This is a genomic window from Francisella salimarina (assembly GCF_007923265.1).
Classification (GTDB): Bacteria; Pseudomonadota; Gammaproteobacteria; order Francisellales; family Francisellaceae; genus Francisella; species Francisella salimarina.
The window spans coordinates 331,680-352,073 of sequence record NZ_VOJA01000003.1 but is presented as its reverse complement, the minus strand read 5'-3'; the positions used below and the strand labels follow the sequence as shown (position 1 = coordinate 352,073).

The following is a 20,394-nucleotide window of genomic DNA, read 5'->3' as shown; positions in this document are numbered from 1 at the left end:
ATTTACAAATCTAGATTATTTCTTTTGAAAACTCTATCAGCTCTATAACTTGATCTAACCATTGGGCCAGAGGCAACTTCTAAAAATCCTTTTTCAAGACCAATCTTACGATATTCTTCAAACTGCTGAGGAGTTACAAACCTCTCCACACTTAGATGATGCTTTGTCGGCTGCATATACTGACCAAGAGTTATTATATCCACTCCAACACTTCGAGCATCATCCATTGTCTTATAAATTTCTTCATCGGTTTCACCAAGACCAACCATAATACTAGTTTTAGTTAGTACACTAGGTGCTTTTTCTTTGACATATCTCAAAAACTCTAGTGTTTGCCAATATCCAGCTCTAGGATCACGTACAGGATGCGTCAAACGTTCTACAGTCTCTATATTTTGAGCTATTACATCAACTTTTGTATTAATGATTTTATCAACATTCTGTTTAACTCCCGCAAAATCAGGAGTCAAAGCCTCAACTTTTATATTCTCATCTAGTTTCTTGATAGCTGTTATTGTATCAGCATAATGTCCAGCTCCACCATCCTCTAAATCATCACGATCCACGGATGTTAATACAACATACTCTAGATTCATAAGTTTAACACTTTCTGCTGTATTCTGAGGTTCTTCTTTATCTAGCCAACCTTTTGGGTTACCCGTATCAACAGAACAAAACTTACATGCTCTGGTACACACTGCTCCCATTAGCATAATTGTAGCTGTTCCATGAGACCAACACTCATTAATATTTGGACACTTTGCTTCTTCACAAACAGTTGCTAATTTATGTTTTTTGGTTATAGACTTAACTTTCAAATACTCTTTCGAATCTTGCTTCTTTACCTTTAACCATTCTGGTTTGCGTATATGTACAGAATTTTCTTTTTTGTTTCTAATACCATCTTTGACAGCGTGGAAACCATGGTCTGTAGTATATTTTGTACCACTCTCAACTTTCACTTTTATACTAGATATTTCTTTCATGTAATTATTGAAACTTTTATAAATCCGTAATTTTGACTACATTATAAAATATAAACTCCTATTTATAAATATTTACTTTAAGATTATATTCTCAACAAAAATAACTTATCCAATATTCAAAAATCATTTCGCCTATAAATTTGCAGATGATGCTAAAAACATTTAAACTTAATCCGTAAATTATAAATAATGAGGAAAATGTCATGCTATCACAAAAATTATTAGATGCTCTAAATGATCAATTTAATTATGAACTTGAATCAGCTAATCTTTATCTAGCGATGGCTGGATATACTGAAGATTTAGGCCTTGGTGGTTTTACTAATTGGTTTATGGCGCAGTATGAAGAAGAGCTTTTCCATGCTAAAAAAATTATGAAATTCATAAACGACAAAAATGGTCGCATAGAAGTTAAATCTGTCTCTGCTCCTCAGAATCATTTCAACTCATTGCTTGAGGCTTTTGAAGCAACTCTTGAGCACGAGCAAGAAGTTACTAATAGATTTTATAGCTTGATGGATATAGCACTAGAAGAAAGAGAACATGCTACTAAGAGTTTCTTACAGTGGTTCATTGACGAACAGGTTGAAGAAGAAGCTACTGTTAACGATATGATAAACAAAATTAAGCTAGTTAAAGATGGTGGTTTATACATGTTGGACCAAGAAGCTGCTAAAAGAAGCTTTAGTGCTCCTGACTTAGGCTAATACTTACACAAAATCTATTTTCCTTCTTTTCATAAATCTTATCAAAAAATATGCAAGTACAAGTACAAATATTCCTATAGACATAACACTAATACTTGTATCAAAAAAATAAGTCTGATACAAACTAGCACTCTCTACTGTGCTGATTCCATCTTCTGGAAGAGCAACAACTTGGTTTAATAATCCTGTAATAGAATTTGCCATAGAAGCAGATATATACCATGCACCCATAGCAAAACCTATAGTCTTACCATCACAATAAATACCTATCATGCTAAGACCAATCGCACTTACAAATAGCTCTGATATGGAAATCAAAATATATGATAAAGTAATATAGTTACCACTTATGATCCCATTATTATCATGAGAGAAGCCATAATACATTACAAATAAACCAATAGCGGCTAACAAAACTCCTACTGCAAATTGGTAAGGTATATAAAATCTCGGTAACAATGGATATATTCTTATAAGTAGCATCCCACCAAATATTATCAAAATTGGATTAACCATTTGATAGCTTGCTGGATTGACACTAAAGCCAAACATTAAAAGATCAGAATTATTCTTTGCGGCCATAACAAGAGTAGATTCCATCTGATTATAGATAACAAAAAATACTACAGCTACAATTATTAATATCAAACCTACTATTTGCTTAATCCGTACATCTTCTTTTAAGAAAAAAATTGTTCTAAATAAAAATATCACTAAGCAAAGTATACTAATACCTGCAACTACAACATTTGCATAATCCGGGTAGTGATAACAAACTACTGTAAAAATATATACTATGGCTAAATACCCTAAAACGACCTTCTTGGCTATGATCGTCATCGGACTTTTGTCAGCTTCATCAACAACATTATCATAAATTTTATACCTATAAGAAAAGTTTGCTATAGCTATTAATTTACCAACAAAGACTATACCCAATACAGCTAGAGCACCAAATTGATATCCTATCAATGAGGGTGCTACTAAGTATGCTAACAAACTACCTAAATTAATAGATATATAAAACATAGTCATACCACTTTTTGCATGAACAGGATCTGTGCTATAAATTTTAGAAACCATTGCAGATGCAGTACCCATTGATAATGACCCACAGACTGGAACCAAAGCAAATGCAAAAATAAAAAATTCACTACTTACATGGACCATGAAACCACTTAAAAATACAGCTAAGTATGCAAAAGCTAATAGTAAACTACCCCAGAATATTGATCTTCTCAAACCAAGGTATCTATCCGCGATATATCCACCAAACATAATAATTGCATAATTCATTGCTTTATAAATACCCTGAAATGAGTAAGCATGACTCTCAGAAAAACCAATACCATAATCTAGTACAGACTTTGTCAGATACAAAATTAAAATAGCATTGAAACTGTAAGTGGCAAACTGACCCCAAAATGTTATAGCAGCAATTGTAAAGCTTTGTTTTGTTCTTAAATCTTTTAACATATAAGCTCTTTAGAAAATAGAATATTTTTATACTATTACGTATTTAATAAAAAAGAAATATAGAATTATAGCGAAGAACTTTCTATTAAATAAAAATAAAGATTTAATTTTATATATTAATCATAAATTATGATATCATCTAATGACTTTTAGATTAGCAACTTACCTGCTCTATCTGTAGATAATAATAACTAACCAGAAAACACTAAATAACTTATTATGACTATACTCAGAAATATATTTTTAATACTATTAACTCTAATTCTTACTAATTGTTCTGTAAATAGGAATCCCGTCCCAAAAGAATATGCTCAAAAAGCAAATATAAAGGACTATGAAACAGTTAGAGCTCACGGATATGGTAAAAATCAATTTTTCCAAAAAGATTTAGAGCAAAGTCTAGTAAAGTATTTATCAAGCCAAGATAGCAATCCTAAAATAGATATTTTAGCACTTTCAGGTGGAGGTAGTGATGGAGCATTCAGTGCAGGAATTGTTAATGGTTGGTCCCAGTCTGGCAAAAGGCCTGAATTCTATTTAGTTACTGGTATTAGCACTGGAGCCTTAGTAGCACCGTTTGCTTTTTTAGGTGAGAAATATGATCAAAGATTAAAAGAAGCATTTACAACAATTTCAGCTAAAGATGTGTTTGAAATTAATATTACTGATGCTATATTAGGTAACTCTTCATCACTAGCTTCCACAGAGCCATTAAAAAAACTTATTGAAAAATATCTAACTGAAGAAGTTCTAATGGATATTATCAAAGCACATAATCAAGGCAGAAGATTATATGTTGGTACGACTAACCTTGACAACCAAAGAGTCAATATCTGGAATATTGGAGAGATTGCAATCCAACCAGATAAAGAAAAATCTCTAGCACTTATCAGAAAGATATTACTAGCATCTGCATCTATACCTGTAGCGTTTCCTCCAGTAAAATTTGATGTCAAAGTAGACCACAAAGACTATGATGAATTACATGTTGATGGCGGTATGATGACAGAGGTGTTTTTATACGGTTTTAGTGTTGATTTTTCAGAGGCTTTAAACAAAATCAACTATCATGATGAAATTGATAAATCATTATATATAATTCGCAATAGCAAAATTCATAAAGATTATGTTCCTGTTGATCAAAGTTTTTTATCAATAGGAACTAAAGCTCTATTCACTTTAACTACATCTCAAGGTGTAGGTGATTTGTTCAGAATATATTACCTAAGCATGAAAGATGGTTTTAAATATAATTTCACATACATCCCATATAGTTACAATCCGATATCACAAGAACCATTTGATAATCTAGAAATGAATCAGTTATACGAATTAGGCTATAAAATGGGTAAAAGTCAAGACTATTGGAAGCACTCTCCTGCCAATATAACTTTTTAATATCTATTAAAAATAATTATAATCACTAAAAATATCTCATATCAATAATGTTTTAAGACATTTATCTAATTGTGATAAATGATATAATTAGCCTCATAGATTTGAAAATACTAATAAAATATGAAAATATATCTTTACCATCACTGCCCGTATTGTATAAAAGTTAGACTAGTGGCAGATCTTAGCAAATTAGACTATGAGATGATAATCTTAGCGAATGATGATGAAAAATCTCATATAGACAGAATTGGCTCTAAGCAAGTTCCTTTTCTAGAGAAAGACGATGGTACTTTTATAATAGAGAGTGATGAAATCTGTAAGTTTATAGCCCGCACTCAAAATTTTGAGATAGCAGAATCAACGATTGATAATTACGCCAAAGAGTCTGTTGCTAAACTAGCTGAGCATTATCGTAGGATAGTATACCCTCGCATTCCTCATCACCCTCGTAATGAATGTGATTTCCCAACACAAAGTGCAAAAGAGTATTTTATAAACAAGAAATCTCAATACATTGGGGATTTTGATTCTTTACTTAAAAATCCTCCCTACGACTCAATTTTAGAAATTAATAAAATCCTCAAAGAGATAGAACCTTTTGTCAAAATACCTTTCATCAATGGAGATAATTTTTCTTGGGATGATATAAATATTTTTCCAATATTCTTCATACTAACCATGGCTAGGGATTTACTTGAGGTTCCTGATAATATTAATAGTTACATAAAAAGTATAGAAACCAAAACAAATATAGAACTATATTAAAATGATTATATCCATAGAAGCAATAGATAAAATATTACCGCAAACACAGTGCCAAAAATGTACTTATGATGACTGCTATAGTTATGCTAAAGCTATTACGAATGGCGAAAATCATAATAAGTGTATAACCGGCGGAGAAAAGACTTTAAAAGAATTATCTAAACTTTTAAATAAACCTGAGATACCACTTGATGACTCACTTGGTCAACACAAACCTCGTGCTGTAGCAAAGATTGATGAGTCTATGTGTATTGGTTGTGAGAAATGTTTACTTGCATGTCCTGTTGATGCTATTGTTGGTTCAAAAAAACTGATGCACACTATAATTGAGTCAGAATGTACTGGTTGCGAACTTTGTATTGAACCATGTCCTATGGATTGTATATCTCTAGTTGATTTAGCTACAGATATGCAACCTGATAATCTTTATGAGAAACAGTATACTCACCAGAAGAATCATTTCAGAGATAGATATGAATACCACAAATATAGAGTAAGTCAAACAAAAGCCAAGCAAAGAGCTGTCTATAAAAATATTGCTACTGCTCAAGAAATAGATAAAAAGGCTTATATTGCAGCTTCATTAGCAAAATATAAAAATAGAAAGAAAAAGGCTTTATAGAAATGAGGAAGGTTAGAATACATAGAACAAAAAACTTTCAGTATGGTTTTGGCTACATATATATATCTATTAATGGTGAAATCATAGGTAAAATAAAAAATGGCAAGTCTTTAGATATAAAATATAGCTCAGATGAAGACTTAAATATTCAAGCTAATTTCAAACTTTGTAAAAAAACAATTTTTAATATAGAAAAAGGAACTTCAGATATAGATCTAATAGTAGCTCCAATAGCTTATATTTTTGGCACGTATGTTGAGATTGCTAAAGTTAATAACGAAGAAACTCTTAACATAGAAAATGACTTCAATAAGATTAAGCTAGAATTAACTAATAAAGCTCGCAATAAAATGCTTATAACATTAGTTCCAACAATATTGCTTATATGGCTTTATATATTTATATTTGTGATTTAAATGAATAGACAAAAAAGAATACAAATTTTTGAAACTTGGAAAAAAAATGATCCCAACCCAACAACTGAACTTGAATACAGTTCTAATTTTGAACTATTAATTGCGGTTATTTTATCAGCTCAAGCAACAGATGTCAGTGTGAATAAGGCAACACAAGTTTTATATAAAATAGCTAATACTCCTGAAGCAATATATGCTCTTGGAGAACAAAAGTTAGCCCAATATATTAAATCTATTGGGTTATATAAAACTAAAGCAAAAAATGTGATCGCAACATGTAAAGATTTAATCGAAAAATTTGATAGCCAAGTTCCTGATAACTTCGATGATCTAATATCTCTAGCGGGTGTCGGTAGAAAAACTGCAAATGTAGTTCTTAACACAGCATTTAATCAACCAACTATGGCGGTTGATACTCATATTTTTAGACTTACAAATCGTATACCGTTAGCCAAAGGTAAAAATGTCAATGAAGTTGAAAAAAAACTTTTACATGTAATTCCAAAACAGTATCTTCAAGATGCACACCATTGGATAATACTACATGGTAGATATATATGCACAGCTCAAAAACCAAAATGTCGTAATTGTATAATTTTTGAGTACTGTGAATTTAAGGATAAGGAAAAATATTTATGATTCTCTCTCAAGACAGATATGAACTTCGTAAGCTTTTTATAGATAGTTGGGCTAAGTTTTTAGATAAAAAACCACTCACAGCCATTGAAGAACAAATATCTAGAATAATAGAGTTACACCCTGAGTATCATAAACAAATTACTATTGAAAACATTGACAAAGATTATTCGCCTGAAATGGGACAAATAAATCCTTTTTTGCATATTAGCCTTCACTTAGCAATTATTGAACAAGTACAAACTAATCGCCCTATCGGGATAAATACCACATATCATCAGCTACTTAGTAAAAACAACAATGATGAGCATAAAGTACACCATCTTATGATAGACTATCTAGCAGAGGAAATGTGGCTGTCACAAAAATACAATACTCTACCAGATGAACAGAATTATTTAACTAAATTACAAGAGTTAGTACTTAAATAATGAGAAATATTAAAAAAATATCTCAAGTAAATATTCATTTTAAGCAACCTAAGGGTCTACATATCATTGCCTTTATGACATTTTGCCTGTGCTTATGTATTGGACCTTTCATGACTATTCTAAATAGTTATGGTGATATTGATTTATTCTATAATAGGAATGACTATCTCTTTGTCATTTTTTTTGCTGGAATTTTTGGCTGTATCAGCAACTATCTTTTTGGTTCAACTAAATCAATAGTTCATGGACTACAGCTTATAATTATAGCTATGATTCTCTCATTCATTGATAACATAACATTATTTAGCTGTTCTGTCTTATGGATTGGAATAGCTATAGTAATAGTTAATCTTCTTTTTAACTTAAGTGCTTTTTATCTAAAAACAGATTTACGTAGAATGTATGGGTTTATAGGCGTGTACTCTAGCGCTTTACTTGGTATAGCAATAGGTATTATCACCTATATTACAATATTTAAAAACTTATATAATTTTAAAATATTTTATTTATTCATAGCTATATTTTTACTAGTTTTTTTCTTAAAGAACAGCTACAAACTTAACACATCTCTAACAAACCAAACTGAACGAATTGATATTAGCTTTTATGGAGTATTATTAATATTCTTTATATTCTCTTTTGTTTTATTTTACTTATTACAAAACCTAAATGTATTTAGTAGTATAAATTTGGTCATATTACCAATTTCTTTGATATATCTTCATATCCTTACCATCTCAAATAATAAAGAAAGTGGTACAAACCTCCTAAAATACATATATTTTAGTCTAGGACTTCTAGCAGCGAATAAAATCTTTTATCTTAGTTTTCTTAGATATGAAAATGTAGTAGATCCAAAATATCTTAACTCTCCTTTAAGTACATTCTCATTTTTATTAGCAGGATACTTTATATGCATAATCATATATTTTGGATGGCGATTCAAACTAATAACTTTACGTATAGAATCAATTACGAAGTCTCACATCATAAAGACAATGCTCTACATAGAAACCTTAAGAGTTTTTATTTTAATGATAGCCATTTTCACAAACAATACTCTCTTTTGTAACCTAGCTCTAATTGTGGCAACAATACTAGCTTTGGTTTTAAATATTTTTATTGTACCTATATATTTTTCATTAGGTAAAATACTTGCTGGTGGGAAAAACGAAGTTATCACAACTAGTCTGCTGTACCTAATATTTTCTTCTTTAATATTCGTATCCTTCTTATATGATATTTCTATTAGCCTATAAATAATTTTCTTGTAAATTTAGCTTCTCGCCCCATATTTAAGAGTATACAAATATGCTATAATCAGATCTGATTGAATTTTATTCATATATAAAACATTTAAAAAAGGAGAAAAAATGAATAACTTTGAAAATAATACTCGTATAATAGACTCCCTATCACAAGAGTCTGTACTAAGAGCTAATAGAGTTCTTAGAAATACATATTGGTTACTGTCAATGACATTGTTATTTAGTGCTTTGATGGCTTTTGTTGCTATGAGCTCAGGCACTGCAGTGTTAAATCCTATACTAATGCTTGTAGTTTATATTGGTTTATTGTTTGGTATCAATGCTACTAAAAACTCTCCTATGGGAATAGTTTTAACATTCGCATTAACTGGTTTACTAGGGTACTCATTAGGTCCAATTCTAAACTTATACATTCAGCAATTTTCAAATGGCGCTGAACTTATAATGATGGCTTTTGGTACTACAGGCCTAATCTTCTTAGGTCTATCTGCAGTTGCTATGAGCCCTGCTAGAAACTTTAATAGAGTAGGATCATTCTGTGCTATAGGTGCTATTGTTGCAATAGTTGCTTTAGTACTTAACATCTTCTTACAAATACCTGCTTTAGGATTTGTAATTTCGCTAGTGTTTGCATTTATCTCTGGTGGATTTATCTTATGGCAAACAAATGCTATCGTAAGAGGTGAAGAAACTAACTATATCCTAGCAACAGTTAATATATATGTTTCTTTATTTAATATCTTCGTAACTCTACTACAAATCTTTGGTGCTGTAGCTGGCGATAGAGACTAATTTATATTATTATTTATTCTAATAATTTCTAATCTACTAAATTTTAATGCTCAATAATCAAATATCTGCAAAAGATACTATTGTGTCTAATGCTTATGGTTCTTCTTTTAGCATTCTGTTTAATGAATATCTTAAACAAAATAGAGAATTTAATCTAATAGTTGCTGAAGACTCTCAACAAGCGCATAGAGTTTATGATGAATTAAAGTATCTAAATAAAGACTCAAAAATAGAAGTATTCTATTTTCCTAACTTAGAAATACTACCTTATGATAGATTCTCTGCAGCAATAGACATTATCTCAAGAAGACAAGAAATATTGCATAAACTTACACAGAATCCTAAAAATACTCTAGTAATAACAAGTATTTCAAATACATTAAGAAAACTTCCACCTGCCAAGTTTATCAAAGAACATAGTTTCATACTCAAGATTGGTGATACTCTAGATATAACCAAACAAAAAGTATTACTAACCGAAGCTGGATATACCTTAGTAAACAATGTTTTTGAAAAAGGTGAGTTTAGTATCCGTGGTAGTATTATTGATATTTTCCCAGTTGGATCAAAAGTAGCTTTTAGAATTGATCTTTTTGATGATGAAGCTGATACAATCAAAGAGTTAGATACAGAAACTCAACGCTCCGGCAAAGAAATAAAATCTATAAACATCATGCCTTCACATGAGCTGATTTATAATTCACAAAATACTTCTTTTGCATTAGAAAAACTCAAAATACAATGTGGCGAACAATCGCAAAATTCAACTATTGCAACGTATATAAAAAATAATGAATACTTTAGTGGTATAGAATTCTATTTACCATTATTTTATCCTGAACTTGTTAGTCTATTTGACTACTTACCAAAGTCTGCAAATATCCACCTTATTGACAATATTAGCAACTCAATTGAAGCATTCTCAGAAGAGGTTAAATATAGATATAACGAGTTAAAGCATGATATTGATAGACCTGTTTTACCATATCAAGAACTTTTTTATTCACAAAAAGAAGTCAAAGATCTGTATGAAAAACATCAACATATCAAATGGTTCCAACAACCAAAATCCAAGTCTAAAACTCTAAATATAGATCATCTAGAAAAAATCTCAGCAAACTATAAATTAGCTAATCCTTTTAGGGATTTACAAAAATTAATAGATAGCTCTAATTTTGATAAAGTTATATTTTCAACTGATTCGAATGGACGTGGTGAGATACTTTTAGAACATTTGAATAAGTTACAGTTAAATATAAGAATTGCAAAAAGTTTTGACGATGCTCTTAAAACCAAAGATAAATTTTGCTTAATTATCTCACCTTTTCAAGAAGGTGTAATAATCGACAAGAAAGTTATACTGATTACTGAATCTGACCTATTTCCCGAGCATATTCAAAACTCTTCAAAAATATCAGAACATGATCATCACCCTACTGTTGACCTTAAAGATCTGACAGATCTAAAACCCGGAATGCATGTAGTCCATATTGATCATGGTATTGGCAGATACGAAGGCTTAGAAAGTATTGAATTAAATGGTAAAAAAGATGAGTTTATACTTCTAAGATATGCAAATGATGCAAAAATTTATGTGCCAATCACTTCATTAAATCTAATTTCTATTTATAACTCTTCTGTTACTGAAAAAATAGCATTAAATAAACTTGGTTCAGATAAATGGAAAAAGCAAAAAGAAAAGACTATAAAAAAGATTATCGATGTTGCTGCAAATCTCTTAGAAATATATGCAAAAAGAGAAATGCGACAAGGATTCAGCAATTCTTTAGATGAAGAAGAATATTTACGATTCTGTGCAGATTTTCCATATGAAGAAACGCCTGATCAACTCTTAGCGATAAATGATGTCTTTAAAGATATGATATCTGCTAAGCCAATGGACAGACTAATTTGTGGTGATGTTGGTTTTGGAAAAACAGAAATTGCGATGCGGGCAGCATTTCTAGCAACTCAAAATCAAAAACAAGTAGCTATTCTAGTACCTACAACTATTTTAGCTCAACAACACTACAATAGTTTTAAAGATAGGTTTGCTAATACTGCTGTAAATATCGAGGTTATTACTCGTTCAAAAACAGCAAAAGCTCAGCAAGAGCTTTTTGATAATCTCAAAAAAGGTACCGTTGATATAGTGATTGGTACACACAAACTTATATCCTCAAAGATTGACTTTAATAACTTAGGCTTATTAATTATTGATGAAGAACATCGTTTCGGTGTTGCACAAAAGGAGAAACTAAAAGCTCTAAAGGCTGAAATAGATATATTAACTATGTCAGCCACACCTATTCCTCGTAGTTTAAGTATGGCATTTTCAGCACTTCGTGACTTGTCAATTATTGCATCACCTCCTGCTAAACGTTTATCTGTAAAAACATTTGTTAAGGAATATGATAATAATATAATTCGTGAAGCTGTAAGTCGTGAAACCATTCGTGGTGGACAAATTTTCTATCTTTATAATAAAGTCGATACTATCCAAAAGAAAAAAGAAATTCTTGAAGAACTATTCCCACGTTTAAGAATAGCTATAGCACATGGTCAGATGAGTGAAAAAGAAATTCAAAAAGTTATGTTTGACTTTAAGCATAATAAATATCATATATTACTTTGTACCACAATTATTGAAACAGGTATTGATATTCCAAATGCTAATACTTTAATTATCGAAGATGCTAATAATCTAGGTTTAGCTCAATTACATCAACTAAGAGGCAGAGTTGGACGTTCACACCATCAAGCTTACGCATATATGTTAGTTCCTAGTGAAGGTAGTATTACGAAAGATGCTATAAAAAGGTTAGAGGCTATTGGTGGCACTGATTCACTTGGAGGTGGCTTCACACTCGCAAATCATGACCTAGAAATTCGTGGGGCTGGAGAGATTCTTGGACAAGAACAAAGTGGTAATATTGATGGTATAGGTCTAAACCTATATATGGATCTCTTAGATAAAACGATTGCTAATCTTAAAGCTGGGAAGGAGCTAAATATTGAAGATGTCATTAACTCAACTGTTTGTGAAGTTGAACTTAATATCCCAACGCTAATTCCTGATTACTATATTAGTGATGTAAATACTAGATTAAATATTTATAAGCGAATTTCAAAAGCCGATCATAAAGAATTAGTAAATATAAAAATTGAACTTATTGATCGTTTTGGTAGGCTACCTGTTGAAGTGTTATATCTTTTAAAAATTGCTCACATAAAAATTGATGCTATAAATTTAGGTATTGGACAAATAAAAATGTTTGCCACATCTGGTAAGATTAATTTTGCTAACACTACTAAATTTGAGACTCAAAAACTAATAAAGCTAATTCAAGCTCAACCCGCTGATTTTAGAATCACAAAAGAACAAGATCTACTTATCACAAAAAGCACTAAAACTGCCGAACAAAGAATAGAGTTTATAGAGAAATTCTTAAAAAATATCTCACATTAATTAAATAATATATTTATTAATAACTATTGGTAAACCCTATAATCAGTAAAATTTCTATAAGATAAATATTAGAAACAGTTTTATGATTTAATTACTTATTAGGACAAAGAGATCTAACTGTTTTACTAGCTTAGCAAACTGCTATTTAATTTAGCTCTTCATGCCTTTGCGATAATAGTCAGCATGACTATTTTTATGAATAGTCCTTTGTGCTTCATTACCATTTTTCACTTCATTATATAAATCAGAGAATATACCTCTAGGCGTAGCTTTAGCAATGTTGAATAGAAATTCGCCAACAACCCAATATTTTCGATTACTTTATCCCATGACTTAGAATTCTCTCTTTATCCAATTATTACATTGGAATCATTATCTCTTAAATTAAGAGGCTGAACTAGACCCACAATCAATTGCTATAGTCTTATTCTTTAAAATTTCTAATGCCTTTTCAAAATTAGATTCTTACTGAGTTATATTTGTTTTTTTCGACACTGCAAAACTTCATCTATGTGATTTGTTATTTTCTCATAAATTTTAATATTAAGCTGCCTTTCTTTGACTAACTGTTCTCACACTTTGAGGAACTTCACTTACTACAGCTCCTTGCATTGGTAAACAGTTTGTAATATTAATATCTATTACTTCGATCACATTTGCTAGCTTTTTTACGATTTTCTCTATTTTTTCTTGTGTACCATGTACTACAAGATTGAAATGAGAAATACCCTTGTTTGCTGTTTCAAATACTGTTAGTTGCTCTATATTAACGCGATTACGTGATAACACAGAAGAGATTCTTTGTAACACACAAAGAGTATTTTCAGTATTCATTGTTATAAAATATATATTTTCACTCATAGCTCTACTCCTCTACACCAAGCTTTGTGTTACTAATCGATTCTCCAGCTGGAACCATAGGAAAAACATTTTCCTGATTTTCTACCATTACCTCAAGCAAATATGAGCTATCAGAGTTAAGAAATCTAATTAATGCGTCTTTTAGTTCTCTTCTTTCTTTTACTCTTTCAGCCTGTATTCCATATGCTTCTGCTACTTTCACAAAATCTGGTGATGATATTTTTGTATAAGAATATCTACTCTCAAAAAATAACTCCTGCCATTGACGAACCATACCTAAGAAAGAGTTATTCAATATTAGAACCTTAACATTAATACCTTCTTGGTTAAGTACTGCAAGCTCTTGGATATTCATTTGAAAGCCTCCATCACCAATTACAGCGACGACTGTTCTATTATCCTTAACACCCATCTTAGCACCAATAGCAGCCGGTAATGCAAATCCCATTGTACCTAAGCCACCAGAACTAATATGAGAATTAGTTTCTAAAAATTGGTAATATCTAGCAGCAATCATTTGATGCTGCCCAACATCAGATACTACAATAGCTCGTCCATTAGTTTCTTTTGAAAGTAAACTAATCACCTCAGCCATTTTAATTTCGCCTTCAACAGGCATAGTTTCATCATTGATGATAGCTTTGACTTCTTTATCATGCTCAGATGCAAACTCCTGATGCCACTCACTGTGAGAGTTATTAGCAATATATGGTAACAAACAATTTAGCGCTTCTTTTGCATCAGCATTAATACCAATATCTGCCTTAACATTTTTGTTAATTTCAGAGGGATCAATTTCTATATGAATAATCTTTGCATTTGGCAAATAATGATTCAAATCACCAGTTACTCTATCATCAAATCTCATACCGACTGCTATTACCACATCTGCTTCGTTACAAAGAACATTCGCTGCATAATTACCATGCATCCCTAACATACCCTTGTAAAGTTGATGATTATAAGGAAAAGCTGATAAGCCCAACAGTGTACTTACAACTGGTATATTTCCTTTCTCAGCAACTTTTAGAACAGCTTCCTCAGCTCCAGATAGCATTACACCATGTCCAGTGATCAAAATAGGCTTCTTAGCACTATTAATATATTCAGAAGCTTTTAAAATATCATCCATATTTATAGTTGGCTTATGCAACCACTTCCCTAACTTATTTCCAATAGCCTCTTTATATTCCATCATGCCAACTTGAGCATCTTTTGTAATATCAATAAGTACAGCCCCTGGTCTACCGTTAGAAGCTATCTCAAAAGCTTTTTTGAATACTTCTGGTATCTCATTAGGGTCTGTTATTTGATAATTCCATTTAGTAGCCGCGACAGACATTCCTATAATATCTGCTTCCTGAAAAGCATCAGTACCTAACAATGGACTAAAAACCTGACCTGTGATACAAACAATAGGAACCGAGTCGATCTGCGCATCAGCAATTCCTGTAATAAGATTTGTTGCTCCAGGTCCTGAAGTTGCTATTGCAACACCAACTTTTTCAGTAGCTCTAGCATAACCTACTGCTGCATGTACCGCACCTTGCTCATGTCTAACCAAAACATGGTGAACTTTGTCCCTTGACTCATGCAAAGCATCGTACGTAGGCATAATAGCACCGCCAGGATACCCAAATACACAATCAACCCCTTGAGCTTCCAATGATTTCACGATGGCTTGAGAGCCTGTTATTTTCATACTTTAGCACTCTCCTTTTTTCAATATTATTCAACACTTAACTACACTCAGCAATGTTATTAAATCACTAAATGTTAAATCATTATAGACATGGACTTGAAATTTTTAAATAGAAAAAGTATATTTAGTAGTTTTTTTTACAAATTTTTAATCTAAATCTGTAACGCATCCTGTTGAAGCTGATGAAACTGTTTTTATATATTTCTTAAGCGTTCCTCTATTTGCCTTTTGCTTAGGCGCTTGCCACTTTGATTTTCTTTGAGCAATCTCTTGATCTGATAAGTCAACATTTATAACGTTATTAATTGCATCAATAGTAATTTTATCGCCATTTTCTAATAATGCTAACATACCACCTTCATAGGCTTCTGGGGCTATATGTCCTACAATAAAGCCATGCGAACCACCTGAAAAACGTCCATCTGTTATTAAAGCAACATCTTGACCTAGCCCAGCACCCATTATGAGTGATGTTGGTTTAAGCATCTCAGGCATACCAGGACCACCTTTAGGACCTTCATAACGTATAACTATTACATCGCCTTTTTTAATGCTTCCCTCTTCAACTGCAACAACCATCTCTTCTTCTGAATCAAAAACATTTGCTACACCGGTGAAGATTTCTCCTTCTTTACCCGTTATTTTAGCCACAGATCCTTCCGGAGCAACATTACCTTTTAAGATTTGTAAATGACCAGTTTTTTTAATAGGATTGTCTAACTTGTGAATAATTGCATTATCCTCAGGCAGATCTGCTACACTCTCAAGATTCTCCGCTAAAGTCTTACCAGTTACCGTTAAACAATCACCATGCAACATACCTGCTTTTAGTAACATTTTCATTACAGCTGGTGTACCACCTATCGCATGTAAGTCAGCCATTACATATTTACCACTTGGTTTAAAATCAGCCAAAACTGGAGTTTTATTGGCTATCTCTTGGAAGTCATCAATATTCAAGTCAACGTCAACTGAACTTGCCATAGCCAATAAATGAAGTACCGCATTTGTTGAACCACCCATAACTGTAATAAGAACCATTGCATTTTCAAAAGCTCTACGGGTCATAATATCTCTCGGCTTAATATCTAGCTCTAAAAGATTTCTGATAGTTTCACCAGCTTTATCGCACTCTTGTACTTTCTCAACAGAAGTTGCTGGAGTTGATGAGCTAAATGGTAAACTCATTCCTAAAGCTTCTATAGCACACGCCATAGTATTTGCAGTATACATACCACCGCATGCTCCAGCTCCTGGGCATGCTTTTTTGATAGTTTCTTGACGCTCTTGTTCTGTGATTTGTCCAGATATACAAGCACCATAACTCTGAAATGCTGTAACAATATCAATTGGCTTACCACGCATAACCCCAGCTTGGATAGTACCTCCGTAGATCACGAATCCTGGTCTATTAAGTCTACCTAAAGCCATCATACATCCTGGCATATTCTTATCACAGCCAGGTATAGATATTAGCCCATCATACCAGTGCGCAGACATTACAGTTTCAATTGAATCTGCAATAAGGTCTCTAGACTGCAGAGAATAACTCATACCATCTGTGCCCATAGAAATACCGTCACTAACACCTATAGTATTAAACCTCATGCTTTTGAGGTTCTCTTTTTCAACACTATTTTTGACAAATTGAGCAAGTTGGTTTAAATGCATATTACAAGTATTACCTTCATACCATACACTAGCAATACCAATTTGAGGCTTATGCATATCGTTATCACTCATCCCCGTGCCGTATAACATAGCCTGAGAAGCACCTTGCGATTTATCTTCTGTCAATCTTTTACTATATTTATTCAACTCTTTTTTCATTAATTTCACCTCAAATATTTTCTATGCATATGCAATATTATAAGCATCAATAAAAGCCTCTACTGAAGCTTGGATTATATCTGGAGAAACAGCTTTACCAATACTTTTAATACCTTCTTTTTCCAAGCTCATTTCTACATAAACAACAGCATCAGCACCCTGACCACGTATTTTAACCTTATAGTCAGTCAGCTTATAGCTAATATCACTAGGACAGGCTTTACATAAAGCATTTAAAACAGCATCTACAGGTCCAACACCAGAACTTGATGCAAAATATAACTGGTCTGCAACCTTAACAGTAACTTCAGCCACAGATTTTTGATCAAGCTCCACATTTACCTTAAATGACTGTACATCTAAGATATCTTTACTGATAGCATCTGCCATCTCAGTAGCATCTTGTATAATATCTTGTATATCAGAGACATTAATTGACTTACCCTTTACTAAGAATCTCTCAATCAGTTCTCTAACCTTAGCCAAGAAATTCTTATCATAATTTGCACCAAACAATTCGCCTAGAGTTTTTTTAACTTCCTCAAGAGTTGGAACTTGATCAAATATTACTTCATTTTGCTCTATGAATAACATCGTTTTATTATCAAAGAAATGGCTATTATAAAGCCTGTCAAAATCTATCTCTGTCGGATATATAATTGGTGGTTGAATAGCAGATTTTAGCACTACCGCAGGGTCTTTCAAACCTTCTCCAGATAACACGCATACTACCGTACTTCCCTTTTGAAGCTTACCTTCCTCATATTTTTTGAGTAAGTGAGCAATAGTTGACGCTGATGCTAATTCTACAAATAACCCTTCTTTAGTTGACAGCAAGTATTGTGCTTCCAACATCTTCATATCTGTTACAGCAGTAGATTCTCCACCCGTGCTATATATTGCATCTATAGCTTTATCACCATCGATAGGATATGGCACAGCTATTGCAGTCGCAATTGTATTTGCTGTTTTTAGTGGCTCAATCCTATTTTGATTTTTCTGATATGCTCTAGCTAATGTATCAGCCTCTGTTGATTGAACACCTGTAAGCTTAGGAACAGATTTAATAAATCCTAACTCTTTATATTCACTAAATCCTTTATAGTATGCTGTCATATTAGTACCGCAACCTATAGGAACTATAACTTCATCTGGAACTTGGAACAGTAACTGATCTATAAGCTCAAATGCTGCTGTCTTCTGACCCTCTACCCTAAACGCGTAATCCCCAGCAAGGAAAAAATCTTTAGATTTTGCGATATCATAAGCTAATTTTGCTGCTTCATTATAGCTACCTTTAACTTGAACTATTTTCCCACCATAAGACATTACTTGAGCTAACTTAGAAGCTGCAACTCCTTCTGGCACAATAATAAAACACGGCATCTTCGCAGCTGCTGCATAACAAGCACATGAAGCCGCCATATTACCAGTAGATGCTAGCACAATACCCTTAGCTCCAAGCTCTTTTGCAACTGTAATATCAACTGCTGATCCTCTATCTTTGAATGATCCTGTAGGGTTTTTACCTTCGACTTTAAAATACAGATTAATTCCCAGCTCTTTACCAATAATTTTACTCTTAAGCAGTGGAGTTGCCGACTCTCTTAAAGATACAAAACTTGATGGATCCTTTATCGGCATAAATGGTATATATTTGGATAGACACGGTGATGCTTGAGTAAAATAATCTTTATTGATTTTCTTACTAATTTCATCAATATTCATCTGGATTTCCCAGGGCTCATTTTCCCCTGCAAAGACAAAACTATCTGTAGAAACTTCTTCTTTGGTGTAAAAGTTTAATATTTTATACATTCTTTAGAATTACCTCATATTTTATAAAAGATTTTAGATCTACTTTATACTAAAGTATTTTAACTTAGAATTGAATATTCTATACAGGCTATTTTAATTAAGTAACAATTGATAATCTATATAACAAAAGTATTTCTAGTATTATTGATACCAAGTATCGAGTCTTTCTTTTAGCTTATCTAAACCCATTTTACTTAATGAAGAAAATAACTGGTATGAAATTTTATCTGTACGGATAAAAGTTTTTAAAAAACTCTCTATCATTCTATTTGCTTGGGCTCTTTCTTTATTATTTAGCTTATCTGCCTTTGTCAAAAGAATATGTAAGTTCAAGTCAAAAGATATTGCCATCTCAATCATCAAAGAGTCAAACTCTTTTAAATCATGACGAGAATCTACCAAAAGTACGATACCACCAAGACATTTACGTGAAGTCAAATAGCTCTCCATTTCACTTTGCCACTGTCTCTTTATAGCTTCAGAAACCTTTGCATAACCATAACCAGGTAAATCAACTAAACGCTTATTATCTCCCAAATCAAATAAGTTAATTAACTGAGTTCTACCAGGGGTCTTACTTACTCTAGCAAGACCTTTTTGGTCTGTAAGAGTATTAAGAGCACTAGACTTACCTGCGTTCGAGCGCCCAGCAAAAGCTACCTCTATACCATTATCTTCTGGAAGTTGAGAAACTTTTGCAGCACCCATTATGTATTTTGCTTTAGTGTAATTCATAATTTATACTCTAACTTTATTTTTTCAAAAAGTCCGTGACAGGCAGTATCTATCATAAGGAATACCTTTTCAAAATTACTTTGATAATATGGATCTGGCACATCAGTCAACTCAATTGTTGGAGCATACTGCAACATCCTTGATACCTTTGAAAAATCAGCATTTGGAAACATTTCTCTCATTGTATCAATATTTTCTTGATCCATCGCAACTATATAATCATATTCTGCAAAATCAGTTTCCTCTAATTGCTGAGAAATCTGATCTGAAAGATTACAATCATATTTCTTAGCCGTTTCTATAGAGCGTAAATCAGCTCCATGGCCTTCATGTCCCCACATACGTGAACTAGTGCCACAAGATGCAACATGAATATGATTCTCTAAGGCATTTTGTTTGACAATATCTCTAAAAATACCATGAGCAGTTGGTGATCTACAAATGTTACCTTTACATACAAAAAGCACTTTTACTTTAGTCAT

General features: G+C 32.2%; 18 protein-coding genes. 10 read left to right on the top strand and 8 right to left on the bottom strand.

Features of this window, described 5'->3' with window-relative positions:
• Nucleotides 1-2: 2 nt before the first annotated feature.
• Nucleotides 3-986: a lipoyl synthase gene (lipA, locus tag FQ699_RS04000; protein ID WP_146421225.1), complete on the bottom strand. Its 984-nt coding sequence runs from the start codon at nt 984-986 to the stop codon at nt 3-5.
• A 203-nt stretch (nt 987-1,189) separates the two neighbouring features.
• Here lipA and FQ699_RS03995 point away from each other — a divergent pair, with 203 nt between their 5' ends.
• The gene (locus FQ699_RS03995; protein ID WP_013923318.1) at nt 1,190-1,693 is read left to right on the top strand and encodes a ferritin; all 504 of its coding nucleotides are present in this window, start codon (nt 1,190-1,192) and stop codon (nt 1,691-1,693) included.
• A 3-nt stretch (nt 1,694-1,696) separates the two neighbouring features.
• Here the strand turns inward: FQ699_RS03995 and FQ699_RS03990 are convergent, their stop codons facing one another.
• On the bottom strand, nt 1,697-3,169 hold the full coding sequence (locus tag FQ699_RS03990; RefSeq protein ID WP_146421224.1) for a peptide MFS transporter: 1,473 nt from the start codon (nt 3,167-3,169) through the stop codon (nt 1,697-1,699).
• A gap of 219 nt (nt 3,170-3,388) precedes the next feature.
• On the opposite strand from FQ699_RS03990, the gene FQ699_RS03985 reads away from it, so the two are divergent.
• From FQ699_RS03985 to mfd, 9 genes are all read left to right on the top strand, one after another.
• Nucleotides 3,389-4,567 (top strand): patatin-like phospholipase family protein, encoded by a 1,179-nt coding sequence (locus FQ699_RS03985; RefSeq protein WP_146421223.1) that lies wholly within the window; start codon nt 3,389-3,391, stop codon nt 4,565-4,567.
• Nucleotides 4,568-4,687: 120 nt separating this feature from the next.
• Entirely contained in the window at nt 4,688-5,332 is a 645-nt protein-coding gene (gene grxB, locus FQ699_RS03980; protein ID WP_146421222.1) for a glutaredoxin 2, read from the top strand.
• Between the two features lies 1 nt (nt 5,333).
• Nucleotides 5,334-5,954: an RnfABCDGE type electron transport complex subunit B gene (locus FQ699_RS03975; protein ID WP_146421221.1), complete on the top strand. Its 621-nt coding sequence runs from the start codon at nt 5,334-5,336 to the stop codon at nt 5,952-5,954.
• Between the two features lie 2 nt (nt 5,955-5,956).
• Nucleotides 5,957-6,370, top strand: coding sequence for a hypothetical protein (locus tag FQ699_RS03970; protein WP_146421220.1), 414 nt, complete (start codon nt 5,957-5,959; stop codon nt 6,368-6,370).
• On the top strand, nt 6,371-7,009 hold the full coding sequence (gene nth, locus FQ699_RS03965; RefSeq protein ID WP_146421219.1) for an endonuclease III: 639 nt from the start codon (nt 6,371-6,373) through the stop codon (nt 7,007-7,009).
• On the top strand, nt 7,006-7,437 hold the full coding sequence (locus FQ699_RS03960; protein WP_146421218.1) for a DUF1841 family protein: 432 nt from the start codon (nt 7,006-7,008) through the stop codon (nt 7,435-7,437). Before nth ends, FQ699_RS03960 begins: the two co-directional genes overlap by 4 nt.
• A complete protein-coding gene (locus FQ699_RS03955) occupies nt 7,437-8,696 on the top strand; it encodes a hypothetical protein (RefSeq protein WP_146421217.1) in 1,260 nt (419 codons plus the stop codon). Before FQ699_RS03960 ends, FQ699_RS03955 begins: the two co-directional genes overlap by 1 nt.
• 114 nt (nt 8,697-8,810) lie before the next feature.
• Nucleotides 8,811-9,497 (top strand): Bax inhibitor-1/YccA family protein, encoded by a 687-nt coding sequence (locus FQ699_RS03950; protein ID WP_146421216.1) that lies wholly within the window; start codon nt 8,811-8,813, stop codon nt 9,495-9,497.
• 46 nt (nt 9,498-9,543) lie between these two features.
• Entirely contained in the window at nt 9,544-12,966 is a 3,423-nt protein-coding gene (gene mfd, locus FQ699_RS03945; RefSeq protein ID WP_146421215.1) for a transcription-repair coupling factor, read from the top strand.
• A gap of 543 nt (nt 12,967-13,509) precedes the next feature.
• Here the strand turns inward: mfd and FQ699_RS03940 are convergent.
• The 6 genes from FQ699_RS03940 to FQ699_RS03915 form a co-directional block, all read right to left on the bottom strand.
• Nucleotides 13,510-13,827, bottom strand: coding sequence for an acetolactate synthase small subunit (locus FQ699_RS03940; RefSeq protein ID WP_013923328.1), 318 nt, complete (start codon nt 13,825-13,827; stop codon nt 13,510-13,512).
• Between the two features lie 4 nt (nt 13,828-13,831).
• Nucleotides 13,832-15,529, bottom strand: a complete 1,698-nt coding sequence (gene ilvB / locus FQ699_RS03935) for a biosynthetic-type acetolactate synthase large subunit (RefSeq protein WP_146421214.1) — start codon at nt 15,527-15,529, stop codon at nt 13,832-13,834.
• 147 nt (nt 15,530-15,676) lie between these two features.
• Entirely contained in the window at nt 15,677-17,359 is a 1,683-nt protein-coding gene (gene ilvD, locus FQ699_RS03930) for a dihydroxy-acid dehydratase (RefSeq protein WP_146421213.1), read from the bottom strand.
• Nucleotides 17,360-17,380: 21 nt separating this feature from the next.
• Nucleotides 17,381-19,177 carry a threonine synthase gene (thrC, locus tag FQ699_RS09895; protein ID WP_013923331.1) on the bottom strand — a complete coding sequence of 599 codons (1,797 nt, stop codon included), beginning with the start codon at nt 19,175-19,177 and terminating at the stop codon, nt 17,381-17,383.
• Between the two features lie 141 nt (nt 19,178-19,318).
• Entirely contained in the window at nt 19,319-19,912 is a 594-nt protein-coding gene (gene yihA / locus FQ699_RS03920; RefSeq protein ID WP_146421212.1) for a ribosome biogenesis GTP-binding protein YihA/YsxC, read from the bottom strand.
• Nucleotides 19,909-20,394, bottom strand: coding sequence for a low molecular weight protein-tyrosine-phosphatase (locus FQ699_RS03915; protein WP_146421211.1), 486 nt, complete (start codon nt 20,392-20,394; stop codon nt 19,909-19,911). The genes yihA and FQ699_RS03915 overlap by 4 nt, the downstream gene beginning before the upstream one ends.

Excerpts from the sequence above, each read along its gene's own strand:
- lipA (WP_146421225.1), bottom strand. The coding sequence starts at position 986 with ATGAAAGAAATATCTAGTATAAAAGTGAAAGTTGAGAGTGGTACAAAA.
- FQ699_RS03995 (WP_013923318.1), top strand. The coding sequence starts at position 1,190 with ATGCTATCACAAAAATTATTAGATGCTCTAAATGATCAATTTAATTAT.
- FQ699_RS03990 (WP_146421224.1), bottom strand. The coding sequence starts at position 3,169 with ATGTTAAAAGATTTAAGAACAAAACAAAGCTTTACAATTGCTGCTATA.
- FQ699_RS03985 (WP_146421223.1), top strand. The coding sequence starts at position 3,389 with ATGACTATACTCAGAAATATATTTTTAATACTATTAACTCTAATTCTT.
- grxB (WP_146421222.1), top strand. The coding sequence starts at position 4,688 with ATGAAAATATATCTTTACCATCACTGCCCGTATTGTATAAAAGTTAGA.
- FQ699_RS03975 (WP_146421221.1), top strand. The coding sequence starts at position 5,334 with ATGATTATATCCATAGAAGCAATAGATAAAATATTACCGCAAACACAG.
- FQ699_RS03970 (WP_146421220.1), top strand. The coding sequence starts at position 5,957 with ATGAGGAAGGTTAGAATACATAGAACAAAAAACTTTCAGTATGGTTTT.
- nth (WP_146421219.1), top strand. The coding sequence starts at position 6,371 with ATGAATAGACAAAAAAGAATACAAATTTTTGAAACTTGGAAAAAAAAT.
- FQ699_RS03960 (WP_146421218.1), top strand. The coding sequence starts at position 7,006 with ATGATTCTCTCTCAAGACAGATATGAACTTCGTAAGCTTTTTATAGAT.
- FQ699_RS03955 (WP_146421217.1), top strand. The coding sequence starts at position 7,437 with ATGAGAAATATTAAAAAAATATCTCAAGTAAATATTCATTTTAAGCAA.
- FQ699_RS03950 (WP_146421216.1), top strand. The coding sequence starts at position 8,811 with ATGAATAACTTTGAAAATAATACTCGTATAATAGACTCCCTATCACAA.
- mfd (WP_146421215.1), top strand. The coding sequence starts at position 9,544 with ATGCTCAATAATCAAATATCTGCAAAAGATACTATTGTGTCTAATGCT.
- FQ699_RS03940 (WP_013923328.1), bottom strand. The coding sequence starts at position 13,827 with ATGAGTGAAAATATATATTTTATAACAATGAATACTGAAAATACTCTT.
- ilvB (WP_146421214.1), bottom strand. The coding sequence starts at position 15,529 with ATGAAAATAACAGGCTCTCAAGCCATCGTGAAATCATTGGAAGCTCAA.
- ilvD (WP_146421213.1), bottom strand. The coding sequence starts at position 17,359 with ATGAAAAAAGAGTTGAATAAATATAGTAAAAGATTGACAGAAGATAAA.
- thrC (WP_013923331.1), bottom strand. The coding sequence starts at position 19,177 with ATGTATAAAATATTAAACTTTTACACCAAAGAAGAAGTTTCTACAGAT.
- yihA (WP_146421212.1), bottom strand. The coding sequence starts at position 19,912 with ATGAATTACACTAAAGCAAAATACATAATGGGTGCTGCAAAAGTTTCT.
- FQ699_RS03915 (WP_146421211.1), bottom strand. The coding sequence starts at position 20,394 with ATGACTAAAGTAAAAGTGCTTTTTGTATGTAAAGGTAACATTTGTAGA.